Here is a 26,585-nt window from a genome sequence, read left to right as displayed (position 1 = left end):
AGTTTATGTTAAGATGCATTAGTTTCGATTTCTACCATTGACATGCCCGGACCAACGCCTGGAGTGGCAACTGTTTCTGCATATACTCCTGCAGGTATGGCGCAGGAAATGCGTATGCGCAAATCAGAAGGTGGTAATAGAATCAAAACTGCCAATAATGCTCCTGTAGCCACCAGTAAAGGCCCTTGTTAAAATTTAACAATATGAAACAAAAACACATCAATATTATCTTAGTTAGCTTGACATTCGTATTTGCGGTCTGGTTGACAAATTTTACTGCCGTAGGATATTTTCTTAAACGAAATTACACCTATAGTAACTATAATGGAACGTTTAGACATAACGAGTATAGACTAAAGGGGATAGGCTATAATAATAGAGACGAGGGGTATAGAATATTTTTAGGAAAGTACCCCGGTATAAAGAATAAACAACTTTACCGAACATTCACGCTAGATCCATGGAGATTCTGGGAATGGCACGAGTGGTATTACCATTACGATCGCTTCAAACTTCCATATATATCCGAAAAGGAAATAAAAAAGAATCGAGAAAAAGAGGGGCTTGATAGGCAGTAACAGCCAACCATATTAATCCAATTCATTTTGGTGAGACCCAGGATTGGGAGTGTAAAGCGAACTGTGTCACATTGTAATCTTACCCTAGCTAGCTACACCCAAAACTAAAGAATTCCAATCAGAATTGCAATTGTTATCCTGTTGGAATGTGGGAAACTCAGAGAGTTTTCCATATTTCAACAGGAACTCTGTCGGCGTTAACTGCCCCAAATTAAACGTTGATGAAGCAGAGAGTTTAGGTATAGATTTTTATAAGCAATTCTAGAAATACTTCCGATAATCTTAAATGAATAAAGATTCTATTAAAAGAATGCTATACAGATTCAGTATACTGAATCTGTATATTATACAACTGAATGTAAAATATTGTCACATTTGAACGTAACCAGACATTTAAATATTATTAGACAAAAGTTCAACTTTATCTCTAGATTTTGTTAAAAGTTCCAAAATTGTAGCTGAATCTTCTTTTTTCAGCCACACAAAAGACCTATCATCATACTGATCAAGTTTTAGATAAAAACTCCAACCGTCCTTACCAGAAAAACAACCGGCTTTAAAACCTGTTCTACTAATAAAGTTGACTTCAGTATAATGTTCTGGATAAGACGAAAAAACATGATTTCTAATTATATTGATGGATTTTATTAAACCCTCTACTTCATCTTTATCTAACATACCTATTTTCGTATCAGGATAATCAGAGTACCCATCGTAATATTCATTTTCGAAACGAATAGCTAGCTCATTCTGTTCGCTTATTAAATCACGATAAAGTACTACTTGAATTTTCGCAGTTTTTACATAACCAATTTCAATAAACTGCGTACTCATTAACGTTCCGGATTTCTTGGAGAATGTCTCTGCATGTCCATGTGCTCTTTCTTGATGCATATAATTATAATTAATCGTTAAAAATATTAGTTGGATTATCTATCTACGTGATTTAAAAAGCTTAGCTATAAACGTTTATCATTTCCAAAATATGTTCTGAATAATGATATATATCATCGAGCTCGTTTAAATCATATTTCGTCTCCTTTTTCTCTTTGTCGAAAAGGCCTATACGCAAGCGGTTGGAATTAAAATAGAAACGACAGATTGGCTTCCGGTTGTTATCATCTAATAATATCCCGCAATAAGACTGGTTGTCTCTCATAAAGACTCGGCCAACCTCGATCTCTTTCCGCAAGATAGATTTTACAATGAGATAACCGTCTATCTCGTCTTGCGTAGTCACAACCAATGATTCGGGTTCTGCTGAAGTGGTATTGTTTTCCTGCTCGTTTTCTGTTTCCTTTTTTAATGCACTTTTCAGGCGCTCGCTGATCTGATCATTAACAATCTGCGTAAACACGCGCTTAACTAAAGGCGTGAATTGCTCCAGTACTTTTGCGGTTACAACGCTAGGATAAACCTGCCGGGCGAAATATCGGACAAATTCCTCACTCGGAGTTTGCATCTCGCCTGTAACTAAGATTTGAAGCTCATTGAAAAACTTAAGATCACTGGCAGCCGAAGAAATACTATCGAGGTCAAATACTGTTTTATGAAACTTCCGAAGCTCGGCAATTTCATTATCCTTGATATCTGTAATCTTAAACTCAAAGAAAGGTTTTTCGTCCATCTTATTGGGTGTAACCAAATCAGTATAAAAACGATATTCCAAGCCGTTGGTTAATAGGCTAAACTTCGCTTCGGTTGTATGGAAATAACGGAACAACTGCGAATTATGCGGATCCAGGCCATCCGCGTAGTGTTTACATTCGATAAGAATAACGGGTTTATCTTCACGAAGAATAGCATAGTCCACCTTCTCCCCTTTCTTGATGCCGATGTCTGCAATGAATTCTGGTTGTACTTCAAAAGGATCGAACACGTCATATCCTAAAATTTTCAAGAAAGGCATAATCAAAGAAGTCTTAGTCGCTTCTTCTGTCTTAATTTGTGGCAACAACCTGTCCACACGCTTGGCAAATTGCCGGATTTCTTCTTTAAAGTCCATTATGTAATCTATAATTAGTTGATAATAAGTTCCTGATTATTTCCTATTTCGCTTTTTAGACTGGGCGATTATCTGCTCTCTAAAAAAGATTTGATAGCTGAAAACGCTTCGGTCTTAGAATTAGCCGTGGGTAAAAGTTCAAATGACTTTACACCAGACTGTGTGAGCCAATCCGACCAAAAAAGCTTCAATATATCCCAATCTGTTGGATGTACAGAGGCGCTTCCATTATTACCTTTTGAGCGGTCATACATCTCCAAAACCAAAATGTGCAGGTCACGCAGCAAAGGATTTTCTACCGGTATGATGCCATAACCATTCTCTTCAAAAAATGCTTGTATACTTGTTGATCCCGACGCTTTGAAACCTTTGCGAAAATCCTCGACAGTCTTAGAACTCAAAAAATAGCATTTGTTTCCCTTACAATGAGCTTCCCCATGGAGCCCAGCTTCAATATATCCGTCTGTAAAAAGCAATAGGACATTACAGCTGTAATCCCGTTTTAACAAATTGTTCTTCAGTATTGTCGTATCAACAGATTTGTCGACAATACCATGTTTGACACCTTCTTTCAAATAAGACCAGATATCGGCACCCGCCGGAGCTGCCTCAGAAGCAACAGACATTTCGTTGTATGCGTTTTTAAACTTTCCTTTATCCGTTGCGAGGTTTTGATTAGATTGATTCATGAGGTATCTAATACGGTCTTCCTGGTTTCTTCCAAAGCGCTTGAGGTCGAACTGCATATCCAACACATTGACACCATATTGACTTATCAATTTTTGATTGATAAAATCTACTCTCAGAATATCCCGTTGTCCCGTTTTACGCGTCTTCGAAGTATGGTGGGCAAGATTATAGGTGACAATATCCGAATAGAAGCTATCGACTACTGCATCCACTATGTCAGCATCATGTACAGGTTTGGGATACAACTGTCCATTAACACGATTGGATAAATCTGGGGCAATAGTTATATTATAATGAATAACGTCTACGTTTTTGGGCTCCTCAACTTGAGAGGCACAACCCCAACATATATTGAAAACAACTGCATATAGAATACAATTGCACATAATACTAAAGCTTGACACGGCGATCGATTTTTTGAGTGGTTAATTTTTGTTCTTGCCACTGATTGACACTATCGGATGCCATAAAGGACATCTCAGTAGCCTTAGCGACAGAATACTCCTGATGCAAAAAGTCGTTCCATCCTTCGAGAAAGATATTAATACGGTCTTTCAACGAATCCAATGAAATCGGGAGATTGTCATTTTCGATATGACTAACGTACAGGTCCGAAGTTTGCTGAATATATTGGGATTTTTGATTAAGCACCATTAATACCCGTTCTTTTTCACGGTTATAAATAGCTGGACCTTGCTCAATTTCTGCCAAAGCCAACTGGTTCTCGGCGCGCAAAATAATGTTACGCTGTGCTATCGCACTAGATTCTGTTCTAAAACCATGAATGTTGCTAACACCCTTCTGAATCTCCCTTTCATGCTCTTTAATAAGTGCCTTGCTTTTCATAGCTGCGTGATCCAGATTTCGCTTTTCATAGTACCCGATTAATATAGTATAAACAAATTTGAAAACAACAAGCCCTAGGGCTCCCAAAATAAATACAAGATAAAAATTACTATCGCTAAAGATATTTGTGAATTTCCACGGTAACGTCGTATCACCACGTAGCTTATGAACTTGATGTACGACAGAAGCGACCTGATAAGCAATAACGGCATCGACCACTATAATACCAACCCACGTCAACGTGTGTCCCAAAAAATTGAATCGCCCTACTTTAGGCAAAACAGCTAAAACAATTGGAACCAATACAAAGGTCATCACAAAAAAGAAGGCTACTACTCCTTTATTCCATGCATCGGAAAGTGCATCAGGATTGAATACCTCTGGCACCTGAAGATAACCTTCCAACTGATTCATTTCTGCATCGGAGGCACTATATATCATAATATAAGCTGCTGACGAATAAAAAATAAATAAATAGATGAGAAGCAAAGTCCCAAAAGCTATAAGAGGTATCAGTTCGAATAGTCGATGAGCAGGTTTTACAAAAGCCAGTTTCTCCTCTTTGATTTCTTCCTCATATTTCGCAATTCTACTTTCTTCGCGTTTGATCTTGTCTTCAATATTCGTGATGTTTTCGTCATTTACTGCAATAGTCGAATTACTGGTAGCGATAGTCGCTTCTAAATTTTTCTTCCGCAGATCAATATCTGCTTGCGTATGACTAAGGGATAGATCAGTTTGTCGCTTTAAGGTGTCTATAGCATGCAATTTCTGTTCTTCAACTTTGCCTAAAAGACGACGCTTTTTATCTTCGATAACATCGATATCATTAATGAATACGGAATAGACGGTGTCTAACACTTTGTAGATCACTTGGTGATCCCCGTTATTGGCCTTAGCTCGATCGAATCCCTGCTGTCTAAGTAGACTTCTGTCGAAATTGGACACCTCTGCTGCGATCATCGAATCGAGGACATTGGCGTAACTTACCTCTTCAGCTTCTTTGGATTTGTTATGCCTTATCTCTTTTATCACCGTTTTATCGATGGAATCGCTTTTTTCCTCCTCCAACTGTTCAGTTTGCTCTTCTACTTTTGCTTTAATCTTGTAAAAACTGGCCACCAAACTATCTATTGTCGGTTGATGATTGGTTGCAATAATACTCTCATTGTTGTTTTTTCGCGCGTTCACGCTCCAGTTGTATGATCCGTGTAGCACGAAGGAACGATCGATTACACAAAACTTCTGATTCATGACGCCATAACCTGCATTTTTGATACGGAGTACTACAGCTCCGGAACTAGTTAAGCGATCAAACGGCAACCTATAATTTTCCTGGTTCTCGGACATTATAATCTCAATCTTCACTCCTTCTCCGATTTTCTTTTCCAGTACACCAAATAGATCTTCATCCGTAAACCATGCTGCCGCTATTAGAATTTCTTCAGAAGCAGCAGAAAGGCCCGATACAATCGCCGCATGGATCGCCTCATTATCATTGATGACACGTTGGTCTAATTCAAACACTCTTTCTTGAGTGAGTGTTTTGGTAAATGGGTTTTTAAAATTTATTTTCATCGGTGTGTATTATAAATAATTGTATGTAGGGGTAGATACCACAAATGTTTTCACTGATTAAGAAGATGAAGTTGACTGACAGATTAATTTCTGGTAATCCTTAAAAGCTCTACCAAAAGCTTCTGTCGATTCATAGTTGCTGAATTTATACACTTCGTGTAATCCTGTCTTTGTTTTCAGCCGTATCTCTCCATATCGAACAACGGGGATTTGATAATTGCCTTTGAACCGTCTGTCTGGAGTACCATTTTTATTAACTTTTGCCCAGGTCCTGTCGATAACCTTTGAATCCACAGGTACATTCTCGGTCTCTACAAACCGGACATAACTATATTGAAAATCCACCTCATCTAATCCTATAATGGCAAAATCTGATTTATTGGAATACATGATTATGAAACTGGGATAAATATAGAGGTCTGCTCCGTTAGCATTCTGAAAATACAGACCATGCACTTCCGATTTAAACTCGGATATAGATTTAAGCCCTAAACTAACTTTTCTCCTTGTGACGACAGTGCCTGCTGACGAGCGGGTAACCACTCGATCTTCATAATGACTGCTGGTTAAATCCCATATTTTGGAACTACGGGATAACGTCGTAAAAGCCGTGACAAGTGATTTGTATTTTTCTTCAATATCAGGATCAAAATGAGCTTTCAACTTTACAAAAGATGCATCAATCTGTTCCTTTGTCTGCACTATGGCTTCTTGTTGTGCCTCCATATCGTTTGAAAGACGCTCAGGAATTGATTTTTTAATCAGGCCGTACAACAGTAGATAGCTTAATGTCTTTTTTAGCTTGGTTGTACGGAGTGCATTTTGTATTCCTAACAAATCGCTATGTAAGGTTGCCCGTTGCTGACGGGCGAGTAAAATCACCTCTTTGATACCCTGCATATCTTGACTCGTAATCTCATGTATATCCGCACTAAAGATATTGCCTCGGGATTCAAATGGATAACTATTATTCTGTGGCAAAGCTGGTGGCAACATTGGTTTTTTTACGCCATTAGATAGTTGTTGTCTGTTATAAATTCCTAGTCCGGGTATACTGGTGTTTAGGTAGGCTCCTGAAGATCCCAAAGTCACACTTGCTCCTTTTATTCCAATGGATGTAGAAATCCCGCTTTTACTAAAGTTCAAGTGAACTCCGGGGATAATCTTTACACGTCGTCTAAATTTCCATGCCATGATCATTCATATTTAGTCATCTGGTGATTGTTAATGATACAAATGTATGGCCTCCAATGGTTTTGATTTTACGGCTTCCCGTAACGCGACGATTTTGTATAAAAAAAGAGACTGCCGATTTCAGCAGTCTCCAGGTTAGAATTAATAATTGGGAATATTATTCAGGCAATTCTCCCCACAAGCCTTGTTTCGTCTCTCGTGCCTGTTTTTGCAGATCGATAAACTGCTCCACATACTTTACATTGGGCGGATAGGTATCGACTACCGCGTATCCCTGTTCCACCAAAGAGGCATTGAGAAATGTTCCGTCCTCCAGATAAATATATGCCAGCCTACGTTTATACTTATCCATAGATTGTATATCGAACTCCAAACGTACCCATTGGTGTTCCGTCTGAGTCTGAACAAATTTTTTAGATTCGGATGCATAGTAACCTTTCTTCTTCCAACGGGAGTTCCGTGTTTCCGGAGCATCAATACCGATGAAGCGTACTTTGAAAGATTCTGTACCGTTATCCACCCAGAATGTGTCACCGTCGATAACTTTAGTTACATAGGCAAACCCCTCTTTCCAGCGTTTTTCTTTTTCCGCACGCGAAGGTTCGTTTTCATGGAGCACTTGATCGGCGCCTCCTCTTACGCTATAAATATAATCTGACTGACTCTGACAGGCTATGGACACATAGCATAACAACACCGATAAAATGGTAAAAATGTAACGATTCTTCATCGTGCAAAGATAGATTCCAATTTGCTAAATAATGCCAACATCTTTACAATAGGCGACGAGTTGTTCATTCTTTGAGAAACCTAGCACAGTGCGTATAAGGCCTAATCTTTTCTCGACACTACTGAGACCCGATGGCTTCATATTCTTCTCTTGTAAATAGAAAGGGATATTCTTCTGTGGAACGCCCTCCGCCAATAAGGAAATAATATAAACATCAAACGCCGTGAATTCATGGCTATGTTTTTCCCGTAGAGATTCTTTAACCTCTGGTGAATAGTAGGTTCTGTTGTTATAAACTGCTTGCAAAGCTTCTTTAAGGTATTGCGCATCGCGGCGTGCTTTACGGACGTAGCCATCGACAGCATCATTTTTAAATAGCTCGTCTATGATACTGGAGCGCGCTTCTGCTGAAAGTACGATTACTTTTAAATCCGGCTGAATTTGTTTAACTGCTCGGACAAGTTCTGCACCATGTTTAATCTGTTGTGGAGTATGGTCATCTTCAAAAATCAGATCGGTAATCAATAGATCATAAGGTTCGCCCTCGTGCAACGCTTTTTTTATCCAATTTAATGCGTCGTCACAATAGTAAACATATTTCGCGTCTTGAATACCTAAATCATGCAGCGTTTTCTGAACGGAAATATTGGCTATTTCGTGGTCTTCAGCAATCAATATTTTTTTAAACATACATCTCTTCTTTTAGGAAATAGGAATTGCGATCTCTATTTTCAACCCGTTTCCCGGTTCGCTGACAAAGATAATTTCGCCATCTAGATTTTTAATACGGGAACCCGTATTCTTCAACCCATTTCCTTGAGCATGCACATTTTTCGTTCCCACGCCATTGTCTTTGTAATAAATTTTGAGTTTTCCTTCGTTTTCTCCGAAACGGATCACGACCTGGTCTGTATGGCTATGCTTTCGCATATTGACCATAAGTTCCTGCAACACATGCTTGATTTCGGTTTTTATATTTTCGTTGACATGATCCCAGAGTTGACTCTCATTTCCCACGATGAGCACTTTTTGGTCCGCTGTGGCAAATGATGTCAATAATTCGGTTACCTGTTGTGCATAGGACAGCTCGGCGGGTAAAGACTCTTCGGCTTCATACGATATATCACGGGATTTATGATAAACGCCTTCCAGCTTATCCAAAATTCCTTCGCGGTCGATATCCTCTTTGTTTTCTATTTCACTCATCACCCGATAGATACCATTGGCCACTACATCATGAACTTTGCGGGAGGTTTTAAGTTGGCTGGCTTTGATTTTATGCTGTGCTTCGAGCTCCAGCCGTTGTTTACGCTTTTTATACCAAAACCGTCCTCCTGCAACAAACAGTATCAGTAGGAATACAAGGCTTCCGATAAAAAATCGTTGCCGAGTCAGCCTATTGATTTTTTCTGCGTTTTCGTTCTGCAATCGCAGGTTATCGGCTTTGTTTTTCTCTACTTCATACCGTATAAGGGCGAATTGATTTTTAGCAGCGGTTCTAGCTTGATGCAAGCTATCAGTCAGCGACTGGTACGTACGGAAATATTCCTTTGCCTTTCCTTCCGGGCTCAATTCAATAAGCTTACTTAAGGCATAGACTTGGTCGTCGGGACTTTTTATCTCCGTGGCTGTGTCGTACATTTTTCTTGCATACCATAGCGCGGAATCAAGACGTATATTGGCGTAGTAGTCTGTCAGGTGGACGTAACTGGCATGCAATCCCCATTTGTCGTTTTCTTCTTGCCGGATAGCCAGTGATGTCAGCAATTCATCCGCGGCTGGGTATGTGGGGGCAGCGAGCCATTTTGTTCTTGCTAAGTTTGACAGGACGCGGGCAAACTGTTTTCTATTATGCTTAACGCTATCGTAGATATCTGCATAAATCTGTATGGCTTTATCGTATCGCTTAAGTTCCTGATAACAAATAGCCATATTATTTTGATAGATCGAGGTATATAGCGAATCTGTGGAAAATTGAAGTGCTAATTCATAAAATGTTAATGCTTTCTCGAAATCGCTCAGTTTCCCTGTGGCTATTCCAAGATTATTATAATTTGTACTGATATATATATGATGTGAGGAATCACTTTTATCCAAATAATCTGTTGCTTGAAGACCTGTCTCCTGTGCGCCAAAATAGTCTCCTTGATCCTGCTGTGTAATGGCCATGTTGATTAGGCAGTTCGCTGCATTCAAACTGTCATTTGCTTCAATATAAATATCTTTCGCTTTATTAAAAGCAAAAAATGCACTGTCACCAACTCCTCGGTCTAGGTATTCATATGCTTTATCGATATCAGGATTCTGTATTACAACACTTTGATTATTATCGTCTTCTGAACAAGCAACAAAAACGAGAACAGCGATATATATAGGTAGTGACTTCACTAAGGTTTGTTTTCTCTAAATTAGAGAGAATAATTGGCAAAACAAAAAAGGCAGCTTTCGCTACCTTTCTAATAAAAATAATTATGGATTGTTTGGACGCGGGGGGCGTGGAGGGCGGGGTGCATCCGTCTCTCCTCCGTGATGACCGGTCGCTTGAACGGTTTGCTGTCCACATTTATTACCATTGTGAGCTGAGTCACCACCTTGTCCAAATAATAGGGCTAAAATTAAATACCACATTTTTCAAAAATTTAAAAGTCAAAAACTTGGTAGGTCCACGTGCTCCATGCACGGGATTGCTACGGTTGTTTTCAGAAGGCCTTCTGAATTTTTGGAAAGTGGGAGCTTCGATCGCGGGAGACAGTAACTGCTTCCCAAACCGGCTAATGCCTACCGCGATTTCTTCTCTTTTTGGAATCTCTTTCGTATCTTTCCTGGAAAGAACTAATCGGTGTTTTAACTGATTCCGAAAGCAAATTTATGACTAACAACACCCTGCAAAACAACATTTTACGATGTTTCCGATATTTCCGGAATCATTCCGATTATTCCATCATATTGCTGGAATTTCCAATTGGTAGAGACTGGTTTTAGGTTTGCTATGTTTACGGATTTCCGTAATTTCCGATAGTCCAATTACTATATTTTTGTAAGAATGTTTGAAAAATTCCAAACGGCGGTGAGAAGCGCCTACCTAGATTTAAAGAATGAAGACCGACTGCATTTCGGTAGAGAATCTCCTTCTCCAGGAAAACTTAGATCCTGGTGTTTGGAACGTTACCTAGAAAATCTCAATCATGACGACGAAAAAGTCTTTATGGATTTTTTTAATAGGGAAAGGGCCACAAAGGATCTGGCCAACCTTATTGAAAGTTTTGATCTAGACAAGCTGCGTCCGCTACGGAATTTTATAAATGGTGATACGCAAAAAAGACCAGACGAAAATATCGTGAAGTTGCTGGCAGTTTTGATTGACTTCAAACCTCGCCCCTTTAAGGCTTCGCACTGGGCCGAACGTGTATACACGGATCGTTTGAATGACGGTGAAGAAAATTCTTTGGTGTCAGGTTCGGACTCGGAAGATTCATTTGCAGAGTCGCCCACAACAGATGGTGCAGAGGAGGAAGACCATACACCAAATGTTATTGAACAGGCAAAAGTTGAAGATAAGGGATATAAAGAGGACACACTAAAATCGATAGAAATCAAAGGAAGATCGAAAAACAATAATCTGTTGTACGCGGGAGCCGGTTTGGCTATCGTGACGGTGTTGTTTGTTGTTTATAATATATTTACGCCTGCGGATTGTATGTGCTGGAATGGGGAACGGTATGTGGAGATCGATTGTCAGGATAAAGATCAACCTTATCAGATTATTGGTTTGGACAAAAATAAGTTACTCCATTTTCAGAAAATTATGCATACAGACACGTTAAACCATGAGGATGTCGGAAAGGTTTGGTACTCTAAAATCAATAATGAAGTGGAGTTTTTCACCCATCCGGGACATCACCCGGTAGAATATGGTAGATCACTGAAAGCGGCTACAGAACACATTATTGACAAATATGCGGGGGAAAATATGACGCCGTCTTCTAGTCCCTAAAATAAGCCTTTCATTCAGCGACCGAGTAATACCCTGTACGTATTCTTCACCAGCTGTACAAAATTTTCACTTCCCTTCACCTGTCCATCGTGCGAGTATTGTGATTTGGGAATACCATGGCGCATACCTTTGATATTCTCGTCCGCATTCCAAGACCGGATATAATCACCCACAACAGTTATATCATTATGAACTATCAGTAATCGAAAAACTTATATTAATCACATATAGGACTACCCATAAAGCGTTCTTGCAGAACACAAAATAAACTAAGAAACCACCACCACGACTTTTCCTTTAGTGCTTCCTGTTTCGACTTGCAGATGGGCTTCCCGAATTTGGTTAAAATCATATACTTTGTAAATATGTGGTTTAATTATCCCTTTTTCCAATAGATCTGCAATGATTTTCATATCACTTCCACTTGAATACACCGCCATAAAGTAACAGGCATTTAAGTTTTTTCGTTCTGCTTCTCTTTCATATTCTTCAGTCAGACCCGATGGTAGATTGATAATCGTGCCGTCTTCCCGAAGCACGCTAACCGATTTTTTGAAATTGTCATAGCCTATGGTTTCTAAAACAAAATCAATATTGCTCAATCGTTTTTCAAACGGTTCCGTTTTATAATCAATATGTTCGTCTGCACCGAGCTCCAATACAAATTCTCTGTTCTTAGCAGACGAAGTGCCGATGACGTATGCTCCAAGATACTTTGCTATCTGTATAGCCAAATGCCCTACACCGCCCGAAGCTCCGTGAATAAGGATTTTGTCGTTTTGCCTTAACTTTCCAAAATGTGTAAATGCCTGCCAAGCCGTCAACGCAACCAATGGACTTGCCGAAGCTTCTACATGCGAGATGTTGTCGGGTTTCCGTGTTAGTTGCTCGGCAGGCACAGCAACGTATTCCGCATAAGCCTTTCCGTGCCCTACAAAGTTGACCATTCCGAATACTTCATCATTGACACGGAATAAATCAACCTCTTTACCAACTTCTACGATCGTCCCCGAAATATCCCAACCTAAAATAATTGGCGTATCGCCTTTCAAGATATCGGCAAGTGCTTCTCCGCTTCTTGTCTTAACATCAACGGGATTAATACTGAACGCTTTTACTTTTACCAATATCTCATCTTTTGAGATCGTTGGTTTCGCGACTTCCTGTACTTCGAGATTTTCAACCCCGCCAAACTTTTCTAATACGATTGCTTTCATTATCAAATTATTTTTATGCAAATTTAAACCTGAAAACAGTAATATGTTCGGTATATATTTTCTATTATTGTGTATTTTTGTACCAATGAGAAAAGAAAATATAGAAACTCCCGTAGAGATCATTTATGAAAAAGTAAACGAATGTCCGATACGGGATAGGGTTTACAGCTTCTTTCAGTTAGTTTTTGTTATCTCTGGAAATGGATACCAAACATTTAACGGAAATAGGAACAGTTACCAAGCAGATGATCTATTTCTTTTAACTCCCGAAGATATACATACGTTTGACGTGGTTACGACCACTGAATTTCTGCTGATACGCTTTAATCGTTCCTATCTGAACGAATACGATTGGAAAAACTTGAACCATCTTGAATGTCTCCTCAACAATGCAACACACATAAATGGAAATATACTTACTGTTCGATCAGATAAAGTGATTGTCAAATCGTTGATAGAGACAATTTTGCAGAGCATAGATAAATCTGACCTGTTCAATGAAGAATTAAAAAACTACTTGATCAACGCCCTGTTAGTCGTTGTGGCAAGAAGTATTTCTTGTTATCAGTTAACGGACTTGCAAGAGAACTTCGACAAGCGTTTCGTAAATATTGTCAATTATATTCACGATAATATTTATACGCCTGAAAGATTAAGGACAATAACGATCAGTAAGCAGTTCAACATTTCGGAAAGCTATTTAGGACGCTTCTTTAAAGCTCAATGCGGTGAAACTTTACAGGACTACATTTCGAAATATAAAATAAGACTTATCAGGAACAGATTGAAATATAGTGACATGCGGATAAACGAAGTTGCCGATGAATTTAATTTCAACGATGGAAGCCACCTGAACAAATTTTTCAAAAAGCAGTCGGGTGTCAATTTAACCGAATACAAAAATTCTGTTTAAATAGACTTCAAAATAAAGGGTTATTATACCCAGCTCCTCCTTTTTCATTGAAAGTTTCATGTCTGATTTATTTTTCAGTTTACCGTCACGGCTGTTAGCAGTTCGTGGTTTTTATCGCAACATCATAGTGCTTCCGCAATTTTTTTTACTGAACCTAACGCAGAACATTTTTGGAAGGTTATGCTTGTTGTGGCGGATACACAAGTTCCCATAAATGGCCATCAGGATCAGAGATATATCCGATATATCCCCCGTATGATTCATCGATTGCGGCTTTACCCACCGTGGAGATTTTCTTTTTCGGAGTAGTGAAAAATGGTCTGGGGCTGTTCTGATTATGTGTTTGATCTTCACTGTCGAAGTTCAAGTCAATAGCAGCTTTTTGCTTTCTCTAGCTTGAAAATCAGCTCGAGCTCTTTGACGACCTTAGGGTCCTTCTCGACCATTATTTCACGCACCCATATTCTTAGTCGTGTTTAATAAAGCCTAGGGACAGTAAAAATTTAACCGATTCATCTAAAGTCTGCTGATAATATTTCGAATTCTTTTTAGGACTATAGTTAAAAAAGCCGTGCCCTTGCCCCTCGTACAGAAATAGATCACAACGGCTTCCAACTTCGAGCATTTTAGTTTGGTACTCTTTTGCTGTCTTAATCGGTATCAGCTTATCATCTGTACCGAGAAAGACAACAGCAGGTGCGGCGCCCTTTCTAATAAGGTGAAAGGGCGAAATCTCTATGTATCGTTCGTTTAGTCGATCATATCCATAGTTATCAGGACCATTATTGAATACCGGGTTAAACAGCACGAGTGCATTAGGTCGTGGATCAACAGACAGGTTGTCGGATATCTCATCAATAAACGTCAAGTCTGCAGCTGCCGCAATATGACCTCCCGCTGATCCGCCTCCCGCTGCAATGCGAGAAGTATCTATGCCCAATTCATCCGCGTGCTCACGGAGGTATCGAATAGCTGAGCGAGCGTCTTTAACACATTCAAAGGGTGTCGTCCCATGTCGCGTCCGTACCCGGTAATCTGCCGTTACAGCCAACATACCTTTGGATGCAAAGTACTTGGCCTGCATTCGGAACTGATTGATACTCCCTTTATTCCACCCTCCACCAAAAAATAAAATTATTGCCGGCCGACGCTCTCCTTCTACATAATCCTCGGGGTAGTACAGCTTCATGGCCAAACTCACCGTATCCACTTCTTTATACACCAATTCTATGGGTTCATTTTGCGCATACGACTTCAACATCGTTAACAAGCTAACACACAGTATATACACAGTTTTGTTCATCGTCTATTATAATTATTTCCAACTTTCTCGCGGGCCGTCCTCGTATCGCCATTCAAATTGTAATTTCTGACTATTTCCACGTACGTTTCGATAATAAATCTCGATTGGATGATAACCCGACGCCAATTTCAACGTTGATTTCATTTCTTCACCAGATGTATGGTAATCCGCGTCAATCAAGGTTCTCTCATGGATACGCGCAAAAGTTTGAGAAGCTCCAGACAAATAAAAGGTGTATGCTCCGTCTGTCGGCGCATATATATAGCCCCTGACGACCACCAAACCTGTATCTTGAGGTACCAAATCCAATCTGTTGACGGAGGTGACAGCCGTCGGCTCGATTCCGCCAACTTGTGGCAGCCAAGTCGTGTTTAAAGCGTAAAACTTAACGTCCAGAGTTTCACTAACCCTACTTTCGATTCCTTGGAGCCCTGGTATAAAAACATCGTCGTATGGTCTTGCGGCAGACGTATCTGATACCCGCAACTGCAATACACGATCTTTCATTCGTTGTTGTATATCCGCTTTCTGAAGTGCAAGATTTTTTGTTTGACGGGGATCATTGATGACATCGTATATTTCAAAATCATCGGTTGCCGATTGTACATCATACCGTACACCGATCAAGTCGTCAACTTGTATCATCTGCATTTGATTACGTCGCTTGCCACGGTGTTGAGGAGCAAATAAAGAATAAGTAGGCATCACACCCGGGTGAAAATATTCGGCATATACCAAACTTTCTTTTTGTTCCCCTTGTTGTGTTAGCGAAGGCAATAGAGAAACACCGTCGCTACGCACGGGCGCCGGCAAACCGGCAATATCCGTAAAGGTGGGCAGCCAATCGTAGGAAATACTAGCTGAATTTATCACCGTATTCGGAGCAACGCTACCAGGCCATCTGACGATAGTGGGGACGCGGAGCCCTCCCTCATATAAATCCCGCTTAATCCCGTCAAACGGCCCGAAACCTTGAAAGAAATCGGCTTCGTATCGTTCGTCCAGATAAGATTCGATCGATGTTCCATTGTCCGATGTAAATACCACCAATGTCTGTTCATCAATTTCAAGATCTGTTAACAATTGCAGGATATCGGCTATTTGCTCATCAATCCTATAGTTAATGGAGGCATATCGCTTATAGACATCCGGCCACGGCACCTCCGGCGTGGTGGCGTCGCTGTCATGGTCGTAGGTTTCTTGGGCATACTGCGGGTACAGATAAGAGTCTACCTTTCCCGAAGCTGTATTGATCATATTCCCCGGGGTTCCCATCCACTGCACCCCGCCCTTCAGGCCTTTTCCCTCCGGATACGCCTGTGTGGGAAGCTCAAGTACCGCATGGGGGGTATCATAAGCTAGGTACATGAAAAATGGCTGATCGGGCTGTTCTTGCTGATGCGTTGTAATATAACGTTTGGCGACGGCTGTAAAAAGGTCTCCGGTATAGCATTTATCGAGATCGTCACTGATTTCTCGGTAGTTTTCCCATACTTTTTTGGGTCCTTTGTACACCCCTTCCTTGGGATAATGTTCATGTCCGTCGACATGTGCCATGTAACCAAAGTAGTAATCAAACCCTCGTTTAAGGGGATGAGCAGGCCAATTGGGCGCTTCTCCTACTCCCTGAAGACCCCATTTCCCTATCGCTGCAGTATGATAACCAGCCTGTTGAAGCACATTACCTAAGGTATAATTGTCTTCCAACGCTTTGTCAAACTGGTTATCTCGAACATTCGCCCGTCCCTGACTCAAGCCCGTTAGTATGGATGCTCTTGAGGGAGCACAAACTGGAGCTGCCGCATAGTGTTGTGGTAATATCGCTCCCTCGGCGGCCATTCTGTCCAGATTTGGTGTGACTAACCACGGCTCGTTGCGGGCCGCTCGCTGTTGCCTGATTTTCTGGAAGAAAACACCGAGATCGCCGTATCCCATGTCGTCCATCAGGATAAAAATAATATTCGGTTTGGCTACCTGCTTTTCTTGCCCCCATAGCAGACCAATATTTCCTGTCGCAAGCAATAGCATCGCAATTATCTTCTTCATATCAGTTCATATTTTTTATTCGTGTCAGAAAGTCCTCGCATGCCCAGACTACGCTTTCATTAAGGTCGGGCATCGTGCTTATCATTTGTACCGATTCAACAAAAGGCTGTGGATCGGCTATGTACAACAGATAATTAAAAGCCATTAATGCCAGATACGGATTAGTCGACGAAGCCGCCTCTATGAGAATGTCTGCTGCTGTTCCGTCAGCAAATACGTCATAAGCTATTGCAGCAGCTGTAACTTTAACCGGAGGGTATTCATCTTGCATACATTCCATTAACTGTGGTCTAAAGGCGTGTAACAGATGCTGTTCCTGAGACCGTAATCCAAGCACTGCCCAATAACGAACAATCTTATTCTCGTGGCTCAGCAATTCGACCTGTTTAGCCAGGATATCCTGTCCCCGCATGCCTGAAAATTTAGCCGCGTCGTAAATCATATCGATTGGATAACGCGAAGCGTCCAAACGATATTCGTACGCCGTACCCGATTTCGATATTTCTGCTAATTCGTACTCCGGCAGAAACATAACGTCCTTCGACTTCAATATCGCCTGTTCCAATGTCGTCCGCATCTTTATCAGCTGGTCTTGATATCGTGGATCATCCGCTAAATTATGTAGTTCCCATGGATCCTCATGCGTATCAAAGAGGAACTCTGCCGGCCGGGGTTCGAATAGCTCCCGTTGTAGTTTATTCAGTTTTCCAGCGGTTAAATCTCCTCGCATCTGCTGTTTGATTTCACTGATTTCCATATAATTAATATATCTCAATTGCGGCATGAATGGCATATAATTTCGAGAATATACGTATTTTCCGTCAGTAATGCTGCGAACCAGATCTATACCGTTATCAGACCTATCAGATGATAGTTCAAGAAAAGACACGGGTTCCGTACGCTGCTCGCCGACGAGCTTACGTCCCTTCATATAGGCAGGAACAATTCCCGATGCCAGGGCAATAACAGTGGGTGCTAGATCTTCGAAACTGATCAGCTCATCTGTTACCACTCCGGTTCCCCACGGGGAAAGATGTTCGTACATGGGGGGAAACCATATCGAAAAGGGCACACGGTATCCCAAGTTCATGCCGTTGGTCTTTCCTTTTGGGATTCCTTCCCCATGATCGCTAAATAGGAAGATAATGGTGCTATCCATCAAACCGTCGTCTTCCAAGTGTCTTAACAGATCACCAATTTTATTATCCGTTAGCTTCAGGGAGTTATATACCCTAGCAAACTGCTTACGCATTTCCGGGCTATCCCGCATAAACGGAGGCATCGGAAAATCGGTATCGTTGATTTGCTGATCGGCAGGTAGTTCATTCAATACGTCCTTAGTATATTTTTCATAGCTGCTCGTCATTGTTCGAGACTGATGACTGTCCATATAGTTGAATACAGCAAAGAAAGGCTGCCCCGGTTTCCTATTCCACCACCCGGCTTCTTGACTGCTTTCATTCCATGCATCTTCAACATACGATTTATCTCCGGCTACGTTATAATCTGTTTTAAAGTTATTGCTTGTGTAATAACCAGCTCCCTGCAAATAGTATGGAAATCCATGCATAAAGTCCGGCACGGGGTATTTACTTCGATGATGCCCCGTACCTGCCTCAGAAGTACGAACGCCTGTAATCAGCGTTGTACGGCTGGGCGAGCAAACGGTATTTGTAGAAAACGCATTTGTAAAACGCACTCCTTCTTTCATCAAACGATCCATATTCGGCGTACGCGCCTGCTCGTTACCGTAGCAGCCAATAAAATGGGGCGAAGTGTCTTCGATAGTAATCCACAAAATATGGGGTCGTTGTTCCGGTTGTGCTTGCCCCAGATGAGCAGCACACATACAGATCAAAATCGCTAAATATTGATTCATATAAAATCTCCATCGTACAACCGAAATATATCTTTTATTCATTCTTCTTGTCGTTTCAATTCAAATCTAGGCACATCATTTTCCAGGTGCCCGGTTACAAATTCGTTCTCCAGTAAAAAATTATAAGCCATATTACAGGTGGCTTCGTTCCAACCTTCTAATTTATAAAATGAATGATCTTCACCTGGTGCCACCCATAGACTCGCTGAGATCTTTTCCTGTCGCAGCGAATTAAAAAATTTGTCTCCACCAAGTTTGAACCTATCTTGGTCGCCATAGAACAGAATAGCTGGTGGACTCTCTTTCGAGACCATGGAAGGCATGGAGGGTGTATATCTCGTTTCGGGTGTATAGGCAGGGTTGAAGAGTACAAGTGCAGTCGCATCTATTGAGATGCGCAAATCATCGGTATTTTCATTTACGTCCTGAACAAGCGTCGCCGCAGTAGCTAAGAATCCGCCCGCGGAGGCACCTGCCAGAAACAGCTTATTCGTATCAATATTAAATTTTTCCGCGTGCTGCTTTACCCAACGAACCGCGCTTTTCGCATCCATTATACATTTAGGCACCTCCGTTTTTGGATCTGCTCCACGAGACAATAACCGATAGTCCGCAGAAACGGCCACCATGCCTCGTTGGGCAAAGTAGGTACACTGGTATTTATGCAGGCTTCGGGAACCGATAATGAATCCGCCTCCGTGGAAGAAAACAATAACCGGTCTAACCTGTAGATCAGGGACATCTGGCAGATATACATCCAGCTTCAATTCTTTCTCGTCAACGGTTTTATATACATACGTATTTTTCTCTTGGGCAAACCCCTCGTGTACGAGGAAGATGGCAGCAAAAAACGCCAATAAAATGAAATAATCTTGTTTCTTCATTCTTTCTCCTTTTTATTCTTTACCTAAAGGTTCCTTCTTTTTAATTCACGCACTGCGAAATCCACCGCTCTGGCTGTCATTGCCATATAGGTAAGAGAAGGGTTAACACAGGAAGCGGACGTCATGGATGCGCCATCGGTGACAAATACATTCTTAGCATCCCAAATTTGATTATGCTTATTTAAGACCGATGTCTTTGGATCATTCCCCATACGCGCAGTTCCCATTTCATGAATCGACTGACCAAATCCGTATCCTTGATCAAATGTCTTCACATTTTTAACACCTGCTACTTCCAGCATTTCTCTACAATCATTCATCATATCTATCCGCATTTTCTCCTCATTATCGAGAATAGAACAGTCCATTGCCAAGGTTGGCAAGCCCCATTTATCTTTTCGGTCAGGATCGAGAAAAATACGATTATCATGATAGGGTAAGGTTTCTCCAAAAGCAGTAAATCCAATCTGCCACGGTCCCGGTTCACAAATTGCGTCTTTCCAATCTCCACCAACACTCATCTCGGCAACCTCACCATCCCACCGGTGTCGGTTAGCACCTCCCTGATAACCAAATCCACGTACATAGTCTCGTTGCTCACCATTTAAATTTCGAAAACGGGGAATATAAACACCTGTGGGACGACGGCCAAAATAATAGCGATCCTCATATCCCTCAATAGTTCCTCGTGCTCCACATTTGAAATGATGATCCATTACATTGTGTCCTAATTCGCCGGAACTACTTCCTAGTCCATCTTCCCAAATATCTGTTGCTGAATTCATCAGTATCCATGCTGAATTCAGCGCCGAAGCACAAACAAATACAACATCAGCAAAGTATTCATACGTTTGATGGGTTTCCGCATCAAGAACCTCAACGCCTGTGGCCAATTTCGTATCCTTATCATACAGTATACGTGTCACGATAGAGAATGGACGTAGGGTGAGATTTCCTGTAGCTACTGCAGCAGGCAACGTGGACGACTGTGTACTGAAATATGCTCCAAAATTACACCCCAATGCACATTGCTTTTGATACTGACAATTCACCCGACCATGGTGTGGTGCGGTAATGTTGGCTGTGCGACCAATAATAAATTGACGTTTCCCGTTGTAGTGTTCTTTAATTCTGTCAGCTACGTCTTTTTCGACGACATTCATCTCCATAGGTGGTAGATAATCCCCGTCAGGCAATACGGCAATCCCGTCACGATTTCCACTTATACCTGCCCAACGTTCTACGTAGCTGTACCAAGGATCCATATCTTTATAACGGATAGGCCAATCAATGCCATGCCCATCGCGTATATTTGCCTCAAAATCTATATCACTCAATCGATAGCTATGTCGACCCCACATCAGCGACCGTCCTCCAACTTGATAACCGCGGTACCAGTCAAAACGCTGAACCTCCGTATAGGGATTTTCCTTTTCGTTCACCCAGAAATCGAGATTCTTTTCATTTAAAGGATAATCACGTTTCAAAACGGGGTAATCTTCGATCATTTGTTTAGTACGCCCACCCCTATGTGGAAACTCCCAGGGATGCTTCGTTGCACTCAAATAATCCTTGACGTGTTCTACATTGCGACCACGCTCCAGCATGATTGTTTTGAGTCCCTTTTCGGTCAGCTCTTTGGCTGCCCAACCGCCGCTTATCCCGGAACCTATAACAATGGCATCATAACGATTTTCTTTCACCTTCTTCTCCTATTGTTTAGTTATAAGTCAACCATGCCGTTGCCTGACAATCCTGATCGGATTCAAATCTTATCCAGCGAGATTGAAAGGATTCGGGAAAAATGTGGCTATACGTTTCTCCTGGCTTTACCTCCACCTCTTTATATGTCATCCAAGGTCCGTGTCCCACTGGTTCTACCTGAATTTTAAAAGTGATTGACGCGTCGCTTTCGTGTGAAAGCTCCAGTTTCTTTTTGTCGTAAAAGCCAATGAGATAGGGGTCTGAAGGTATGTGTTTTTGTACATCCGTATTTTTCCATGGGCCTCCTCGTCCAACAGGTTTCCCGAGTTTCCACAGATCGTCTATCGCCCCAACCCATACCCGTGCCTGCCCATCTTCCGATCGAATAATATGCTTATTATCCACCTCTTTCCCAATTCCTGACATGACCAGCAGACCACGATAAGAAGCATAATCGTGGACTGTAAGTTGATGTGAAGAAATTGGGCGTATTTTGGCAAAACCATCCGCATTTTCAGCCGGCAACTCATAAAAGGTGCCTAATAGACTCAGCAGGTCCCGTTCGGTAGCAACCTCTCGACATATCCGCAACAGGTTGTTTCGTGTATAATCGGACAACGCTTCTGAACCTAAGGGTAAGCGCCACCTACGTCCTTTATCATCAACAACGAGCGCAGAGGCTTGATCAATGGTCACCACATTTTTTGGAATAGCATATTTTTTTCTTATAAAGTTTGCCGTTTCCGGGTCGTCTTTCTTGACCAACTTCATATTGCCATCCAGTTCATAATATCCCTTCTCTATGAATCTATTGCCTTCTATCTTTCCTGCCAACATACCCAATGCTCTCCTATTATCCCCCAAACCGTATAGTAGACCTCCTGTGTACGTTTCGTCGTCGATGGCTGTTGCCATACCACGAAATAGGTTTGTATGCTCTTGCGGGTAGCGAGAATGATCAGTATATGTAAAATGTACGGTAGCCCTTGTCTGTGCCTTGCTTTTCACTCTAATCCATTCACCTTTATCCTGCTCTTCAAACATACAGTTAACTGTTTCTCCCGGTTGTACGTCAATCGTTTTCAAGCTTGTCCACTGTCCGTTTCCTTTGACATCTACTTCCAGCAGAAAAGAAACAGCCTGCTTTCCTTCATTTTTAATCCAGACAGCTCTGTTTTTCCAACCTGCAAACAAAAAAGGTTCTGAAATCTCATTCGCCATGATCTCCTCCGACAACCAGACTGCCCCTTCGGCCGTATTCGGTCCCAAATTGTCTGGCTGATCAAGCGAGGTAAACCACAAATTCGAGTTGGATTGCCCCGGTCCTTCTATGCCGCCTTTGATGCCTCGGGTATTCAAAAATTCTTTCTGTGCTGAGTCGTCACATCCAAATACCAGTCGATCTTGCCATCTTGTGTAGTCTCCTATTACTTTGAGATAAGCGGAACGCGGGCGTATTCCGGCAGTTCGTCCAACAGAAAGTGTCGCCGGTACCTTCCAAAACAAACCATGCATGGTCATTAAATAATCTGGATTGCTAGCCGTGCCGACGTCGCGTATCCTAGGCCATTCCGTATTCCAACCATGCGCGCCGTCATAAGTATGACTTGCTTTAGGTAGACGATAAAATGTCCAACCTTGTTCTGGAGAACGAATGCCTAACAAAACCGATTTATTATCCCAACCTGTTGCCCAGATCGGATCTGTTTTTGGATTGCTGTTTCCACGGATTCCTCCTGGACCGGTGATTTCCGTAAATTGGTTTCTGCGTATCACTGTCCAATCTTTCTCATTCCATTCTGCCAACACACCAGATTCGACGTCGAATTGCTCTTTGGCCGCATCTGTTTTTTCGCCATTGTTCGAATATACAAGTACACCTTGTCCTGAATACAACCCTTTACCATGATCTCCGGGCAACAACTTGCTATACGCATCCGTAGCATCCCGTTTTTGTAGCGAGTTTCCGTCCTCAAAAAGCATGGTTGTTTGCAAGGAGTGCACATCGACATCGTAGAACCCTTCTTCCATAGTCCCAACATAGATTTTGTTTGCGGGATCAGTAAGGTGACGTGCTGCCCCCGTATACCGACCAGGTGCAGCATCGTATGATATGACTTGCACATTCCGATCACCGTCAATGGCATAGGGCCCTATAAACAGCTGGTTGCTTTCGGCGTGGATGAGTCTATTGGCGGGTGTGCCTCCCACACTTTCTTCCCTTACAATTTGCTCAAGTTCCGGTGTAATTTCATACAGTTTGTCCGAGGATGGACCAGGTTTATGCGGAGCGTAGGTAATGACCCAGAGACGATCTGCCCATGGTACGACTGCCCCCGTACCGCATTCCCCCTCCTCGTTGTAATATGCCAGATGGGGATAGATTCCACTGAACACCGGCTTTTCAACTTCCGGCGATTTACAGCTGTTGCCCACGGCACATATCAACAGAGATAAAGCAGCTATTTCTACGAATTTCATATATAATGTCGTTTATAAAATTTTAAAATGAGTATTTATTCTGTTGGCTATTGTTCTTCCCAAAATTCCCAGGCCATATCCGGCACTTCCGGACGGATAGTTTTTCCGCTCAACGCACCGAGTTCCACACCCATGAAATCAGTTCCGGCCTCGTCAGCGGTGTATCGATAGCCTTTGTATACCGCATCGGTTCGCGTTTGTAATACAAAGCGGTGTGTACCAAAACTACGATTTGACAACATAATAACCAATTTTCCATTTGGTTTCTTAAAGGCAAGAATCCGTAAATCTTCGTCGACATCGCGTTCTTTTACGCCTACTACCTGCGAGTCCCAGGGCATGTGTTTAATAAAACTGGCTAGTGCATGCCAGTTATGCGGATTCCATACCCAATGCCCCGGTTTTAAGTCCTCCGGATATTTGGAATCATCGGTGTCATATTTTGGTCGGTACAGGCCCAACGCTCGTCCACTGGACATCTTCATATCGTAGGGCATCATGGCGTGCAGCCAAAACCAAGAAGGTGCTTCCCTTCGCTGAAACCAGTTCATAATGTGCTGAACGGTATTGATACACCGAGCCGGAGAAGCCACACCACCTCCCGAATACGAATATTCGTTTTGAAATAAAGCTTTGCCATGATAGGGTTCTATCGGTTGTACTTGTTTGGAATCGACACCACCATGATGCATCACCATATAATCTACCAAATCGCTCGTTTCCGAATTTGCCACCACAGGCCTGATTAAACGAAGCCCTTGCGAATCACCGATGATACGTATATCGGGGTCCATCTCCCGTATTTTTTTCGCTACAGCCACATAGGCCATCCCGTATTTATCAATAGGCAGATTCTTATACACACACGAAGAATACCGCGTATCGGACATTGGCTCATTTTGCAAGCCAAAAAAGGAAATCGGCAGGCCATTATTTTTTAAAAACTGGATATCGTTGACAACAGCTTCCGCAAAGTCATTTAGAAATCGAGTAGTGTCTCCCTTGTATACGGGGTCGTTCTTAAAATCCTTTCCAAAACAACGCAGTACATTATCACTGCCATCTTTTCCCGTTAGTTTCTGATTAGCTTTCCAATAGGGCAAGGGCGAAAAATATTCGAAGGATACGCCTTCCATACCAGAACCCCTTACCATTTCCTTGAGCTCCGTCATTTGTGAAGGCCACCTACCCCGCAATTGCTTTTTTTCTGCATCCATTCCCCGCAGATACAGTCCGCCCGCCAGACGGGCGTACCGGAATCCGGTCAACATCTCTTTATACAAACGTTCCCGTTCGTCCGGGGTGATATCATGCAACATGCCTTTCTCCTTCATGTTCATGCCATCGCTGTTATTATTTAATTGATCAGAATATATTTCTACGCCTACCCCTTTAACCACCTGTTTTAACTGCTGGGGATAGATATCGTATACGCCTTCAGCCGCTGTAGGAATAGTACGTTCCGGACGTTCCATCGGATATTTGGTATGCTGCGCTTGCAGCGAAAATCCGACGCCTGTCAGCAAAATCAATAAATAGTGTCTTTTCTTCATCATTTCTTTTCTATTGTTAACGCATTTAATTTTCTACTCCACGGCTGTAAAACGCATCGCATTGATATAATAAAGTTTCTGCGCAGTAGCGTTTCCCTCGGCTGCCGCAACTGTAATTATGATCTCTCCATTTTCATCCGGCTGTATGCCTGGGATATACGCTACATTGGATGTATTCAGCGATGCATTAAGTTCGGTAGATTCCTCGTTTACTCCCGCTACCGTATACCGCGCCGATCTAGTCCCGGCAAAAGTAGATGATCCAAAAAAATAAAAATCATAGGCCTTACTCGTGTCAAATCCTGCTAATGTGAGGACACTCTGTCCTGTGGTCAAACCATTCATTGTCGTCCCGGAGTTCCCGTAGAAAAAACTTGCAGACACACTCGACGGCATGTCAAGCTCCGTATCGGTTTCCGCTTCGCCGCTGTTGCCCGAAGTGTTAAACCGCTGTGTTACAGTCATAGAAATATTTGTACTATAACCCTTTTTAGTCAGAAGATCCGGGATCTCTCCACCATCCAAAAACACCGAAAGCAAATTCCACCCGTCTGTGAAGGACGCATTCGTTCCGGATCCAAAATTAATATTCACATCGACTGTTCCGTCGATGACCTGAACAGGACAACGTACACTCAGCACCCCGTCTGTCGATGCGATGGTGAGATTTGTCGTCCCTTCGGACAGCGCAGTAATAGTAAGTGCATAGTTTTCATTCATTTCCATCGTAATGATCTCCGGGTTATCTGCCGTCCATTCGTAAGTACGTTTGGGCGTAACACCGGGAGCAAACTTTGGCTCTATGGTAATTTCCTCTCCTATAAGTAGCGACGCTGACGTCGTGTAAAGTCCCATAGATTGTTCCAGCCGTTCACTGGTTCGTTCTTCCTTCTCACAGGAAGAAAAGCCGATCACGATAAGTGCAGCCAAGAGACCGATGTAGATATACCTACCGCATGCTATAATCCTTTTCATATTTATTTATTTTTA

General features: G+C 42.0%; 24 protein-coding genes. 4 read left to right on the top strand and 20 right to left on the bottom strand.

Going from position 1 to position 26,585, the window contains the following annotated elements; all coding sequences use genetic code 11:
* Positions 1 to 42 precede the first annotated feature (42 nt).
* Positions 43 to 192: a hypothetical protein gene (locus FXV77_RS22160; RefSeq protein ID WP_187444114.1), complete on the top strand. Its 150-nt coding sequence runs from the start codon at positions 43 to 45 to the stop codon at positions 190 to 192.
* 11 nt (positions 193 to 203) lie between these two features.
* Complete coding sequence (locus tag FXV77_RS12160; RefSeq protein ID WP_148919490.1) at positions 204 to 578, top strand: hypothetical protein; 375 nt, start codon at positions 204 to 206, stop codon at positions 576 to 578.
* Positions 579 to 971: 393 nt separating this feature from the next.
* Here FXV77_RS12160 and FXV77_RS12155 read toward each other — a convergent pair whose 3' ends face one another.
* The 9 genes from FXV77_RS12155 to FXV77_RS22155 all read right to left on the bottom strand — a co-directional run bounded on the left by FXV77_RS12155 (position 972) and on the right by FXV77_RS22155 (position 10,249).
* On the bottom strand, positions 972 to 1,472 hold the full coding sequence (locus FXV77_RS12155) for a hypothetical protein (protein ID WP_148919489.1): 501 nt from the start codon (positions 1,470 to 1,472) through the stop codon (positions 972 to 974).
* A gap of 61 nt (positions 1,473 to 1,533) precedes the next feature.
* Positions 1,534 to 2,583: a type I restriction endonuclease gene (locus tag FXV77_RS12150; RefSeq protein ID WP_148919488.1), complete on the bottom strand. Its 1,050-nt coding sequence runs from the start codon at positions 2,581 to 2,583 to the stop codon at positions 1,534 to 1,536.
* 68 nt (positions 2,584 to 2,651) lie between these two features.
* Positions 2,652 to 3,659: a hypothetical protein gene (locus FXV77_RS12145; RefSeq protein WP_148919487.1), complete on the bottom strand. Its 1,008-nt coding sequence runs from the start codon at positions 3,657 to 3,659 to the stop codon at positions 2,652 to 2,654.
* A gap of 4 nt (positions 3,660 to 3,663) precedes the next feature.
* Positions 3,664 to 5,697, bottom strand: coding sequence for a phospholipase D-like domain-containing protein (locus FXV77_RS12140; RefSeq protein WP_148919486.1), 2,034 nt, complete (start codon positions 5,695 to 5,697; stop codon positions 3,664 to 3,666).
* A gap of 57 nt (positions 5,698 to 5,754) precedes the next feature.
* Positions 5,755 to 6,891: a DUF4236 domain-containing protein gene (locus FXV77_RS12135; protein ID WP_148919485.1), complete on the bottom strand. Its 1,137-nt coding sequence runs from the start codon at positions 6,889 to 6,891 to the stop codon at positions 5,755 to 5,757.
* Between the two features lie 157 nt (positions 6,892 to 7,048).
* Positions 7,049 to 7,621, bottom strand: a complete 573-nt coding sequence (locus tag FXV77_RS12130) for a thermonuclease family protein (RefSeq protein ID WP_148919484.1) — start codon at positions 7,619 to 7,621, stop codon at positions 7,049 to 7,051.
* A 24-nt stretch (positions 7,622 to 7,645) separates the two neighbouring features.
* Entirely contained in the window at positions 7,646 to 8,311 is a 666-nt protein-coding gene (locus FXV77_RS12125; RefSeq protein WP_148919483.1) for a response regulator, read from the bottom strand.
* Positions 8,312 to 8,323: 12 nt separating this feature from the next.
* Positions 8,324 to 10,009 (bottom strand): ATP-binding protein, encoded by a 1,686-nt coding sequence (locus FXV77_RS12120; RefSeq protein ID WP_246162451.1) that lies wholly within the window; start codon positions 10,007 to 10,009, stop codon positions 8,324 to 8,326.
* 81 nt (positions 10,010 to 10,090) lie between these two features.
* Positions 10,091 to 10,249, bottom strand: coding sequence for a hypothetical protein (locus FXV77_RS22155; protein ID WP_187444113.1), 159 nt, complete (start codon positions 10,247 to 10,249; stop codon positions 10,091 to 10,093).
* A 415-nt stretch (positions 10,250 to 10,664) separates the two neighbouring features.
* Here FXV77_RS22155 and FXV77_RS12115 point away from each other — a divergent pair, with 415 nt between their 5' ends.
* On the top strand, positions 10,665 to 11,615 hold the full coding sequence (locus tag FXV77_RS12115) for a hypothetical protein (protein WP_148919482.1): 951 nt from the start codon (positions 10,665 to 10,667) through the stop codon (positions 11,613 to 11,615).
* Between the two features lie 14 nt (positions 11,616 to 11,629).
* Here the strand turns inward: FXV77_RS12115 and FXV77_RS22150 are convergent, their stop codons facing one another.
* Entirely contained in the window at positions 11,630 to 11,788 is a 159-nt protein-coding gene (locus tag FXV77_RS22150; RefSeq protein ID WP_187444112.1) for a hypothetical protein, read from the bottom strand.
* A 96-nt stretch (positions 11,789 to 11,884) separates the two neighbouring features.
* Positions 11,885 to 12,832 carry an NADP-dependent oxidoreductase gene (locus tag FXV77_RS12110; RefSeq protein ID WP_148919481.1) on the bottom strand — a complete coding sequence of 316 codons (948 nt, stop codon included), beginning with the start codon at positions 12,830 to 12,832 and terminating at the stop codon, positions 11,885 to 11,887.
* Between the two features lie 85 nt (positions 12,833 to 12,917).
* Between FXV77_RS12110 and FXV77_RS12105 the strand changes: the two genes are divergently transcribed.
* On the top strand, positions 12,918 to 13,745 hold the full coding sequence (locus FXV77_RS12105) for an AraC family transcriptional regulator (protein ID WP_187444111.1): 828 nt from the start codon (positions 12,918 to 12,920) through the stop codon (positions 13,743 to 13,745).
* A 178-nt stretch (positions 13,746 to 13,923) separates the two neighbouring features.
* Here FXV77_RS12105 and FXV77_RS12100 read toward each other — a convergent pair whose 3' ends face one another.
* The 9 genes from FXV77_RS12100 to FXV77_RS12060 form a co-directional block, all read right to left on the bottom strand.
* Positions 13,924 to 14,112, bottom strand: a complete 189-nt coding sequence (locus FXV77_RS12100; RefSeq protein WP_148919479.1) for a VOC family protein — start codon at positions 14,110 to 14,112, stop codon at positions 13,924 to 13,926.
* 99 nt (positions 14,113 to 14,211) lie between these two features.
* A complete protein-coding gene (locus FXV77_RS12095) occupies positions 14,212 to 15,048 on the bottom strand; it encodes an alpha/beta hydrolase (protein ID WP_222867783.1) in 837 nt (278 codons plus the stop codon).
* Between the two features lie 12 nt (positions 15,049 to 15,060).
* Complete coding sequence (locus FXV77_RS12090) at positions 15,061 to 17,094, bottom strand: sulfatase-like hydrolase/transferase (protein ID WP_148919478.1); 2,034 nt, start codon at positions 17,092 to 17,094, stop codon at positions 15,061 to 15,063.
* A gap of 1 nt (position 17,095) precedes the next feature.
* On the bottom strand, positions 17,096 to 19,015 hold the full coding sequence (locus FXV77_RS12085) for a sulfatase family protein (protein ID WP_246162450.1): 1,920 nt from the start codon (positions 19,013 to 19,015) through the stop codon (positions 17,096 to 17,098).
* The gene (locus FXV77_RS12080; RefSeq protein WP_148919477.1) at positions 19,012 to 19,857 is read right to left on the bottom strand and encodes an alpha/beta hydrolase; all 846 of its coding nucleotides are present in this window, start codon (positions 19,855 to 19,857) and stop codon (positions 19,012 to 19,014) included. Before FXV77_RS12080 ends, FXV77_RS12085 begins: the two co-directional genes overlap by 4 nt.
* Before the next feature lie 23 nt (positions 19,858 to 19,880).
* Positions 19,881 to 21,560: a GMC oxidoreductase gene (locus FXV77_RS12075; protein WP_148919476.1), complete on the bottom strand. Its 1,680-nt coding sequence runs from the start codon at positions 21,558 to 21,560 to the stop codon at positions 19,881 to 19,883.
* Between the two features lie 16 nt (positions 21,561 to 21,576).
* Positions 21,577 to 24,042: a hypothetical protein gene (locus tag FXV77_RS12070; RefSeq protein ID WP_222867782.1), complete on the bottom strand. Its 2,466-nt coding sequence runs from the start codon at positions 24,040 to 24,042 to the stop codon at positions 21,577 to 21,579.
* Positions 24,043 to 24,089: 47 nt separating this feature from the next.
* Positions 24,090 to 25,598, bottom strand: coding sequence for a glycoside hydrolase (locus tag FXV77_RS12065; RefSeq protein ID WP_148919475.1), 1,509 nt, complete (start codon positions 25,596 to 25,598; stop codon positions 24,090 to 24,092).
* A gap of 30 nt (positions 25,599 to 25,628) precedes the next feature.
* Positions 25,629 to 26,570, bottom strand: a complete 942-nt coding sequence (locus tag FXV77_RS12060; RefSeq protein WP_148919474.1) for a hypothetical protein — start codon at positions 26,568 to 26,570, stop codon at positions 25,629 to 25,631.
* Positions 26,571 to 26,585 lie beyond the last annotated feature (15 nt).

Source organism: Sphingobacterium phlebotomi (assembly GCF_008180195.1).
Lineage (GTDB): Bacteria > Bacteroidota > Bacteroidia > Sphingobacteriales > Sphingobacteriaceae > Sphingobacterium > Sphingobacterium phlebotomi.
This window is presented reverse-complemented; position numbering and strand designations above follow the sequence as displayed.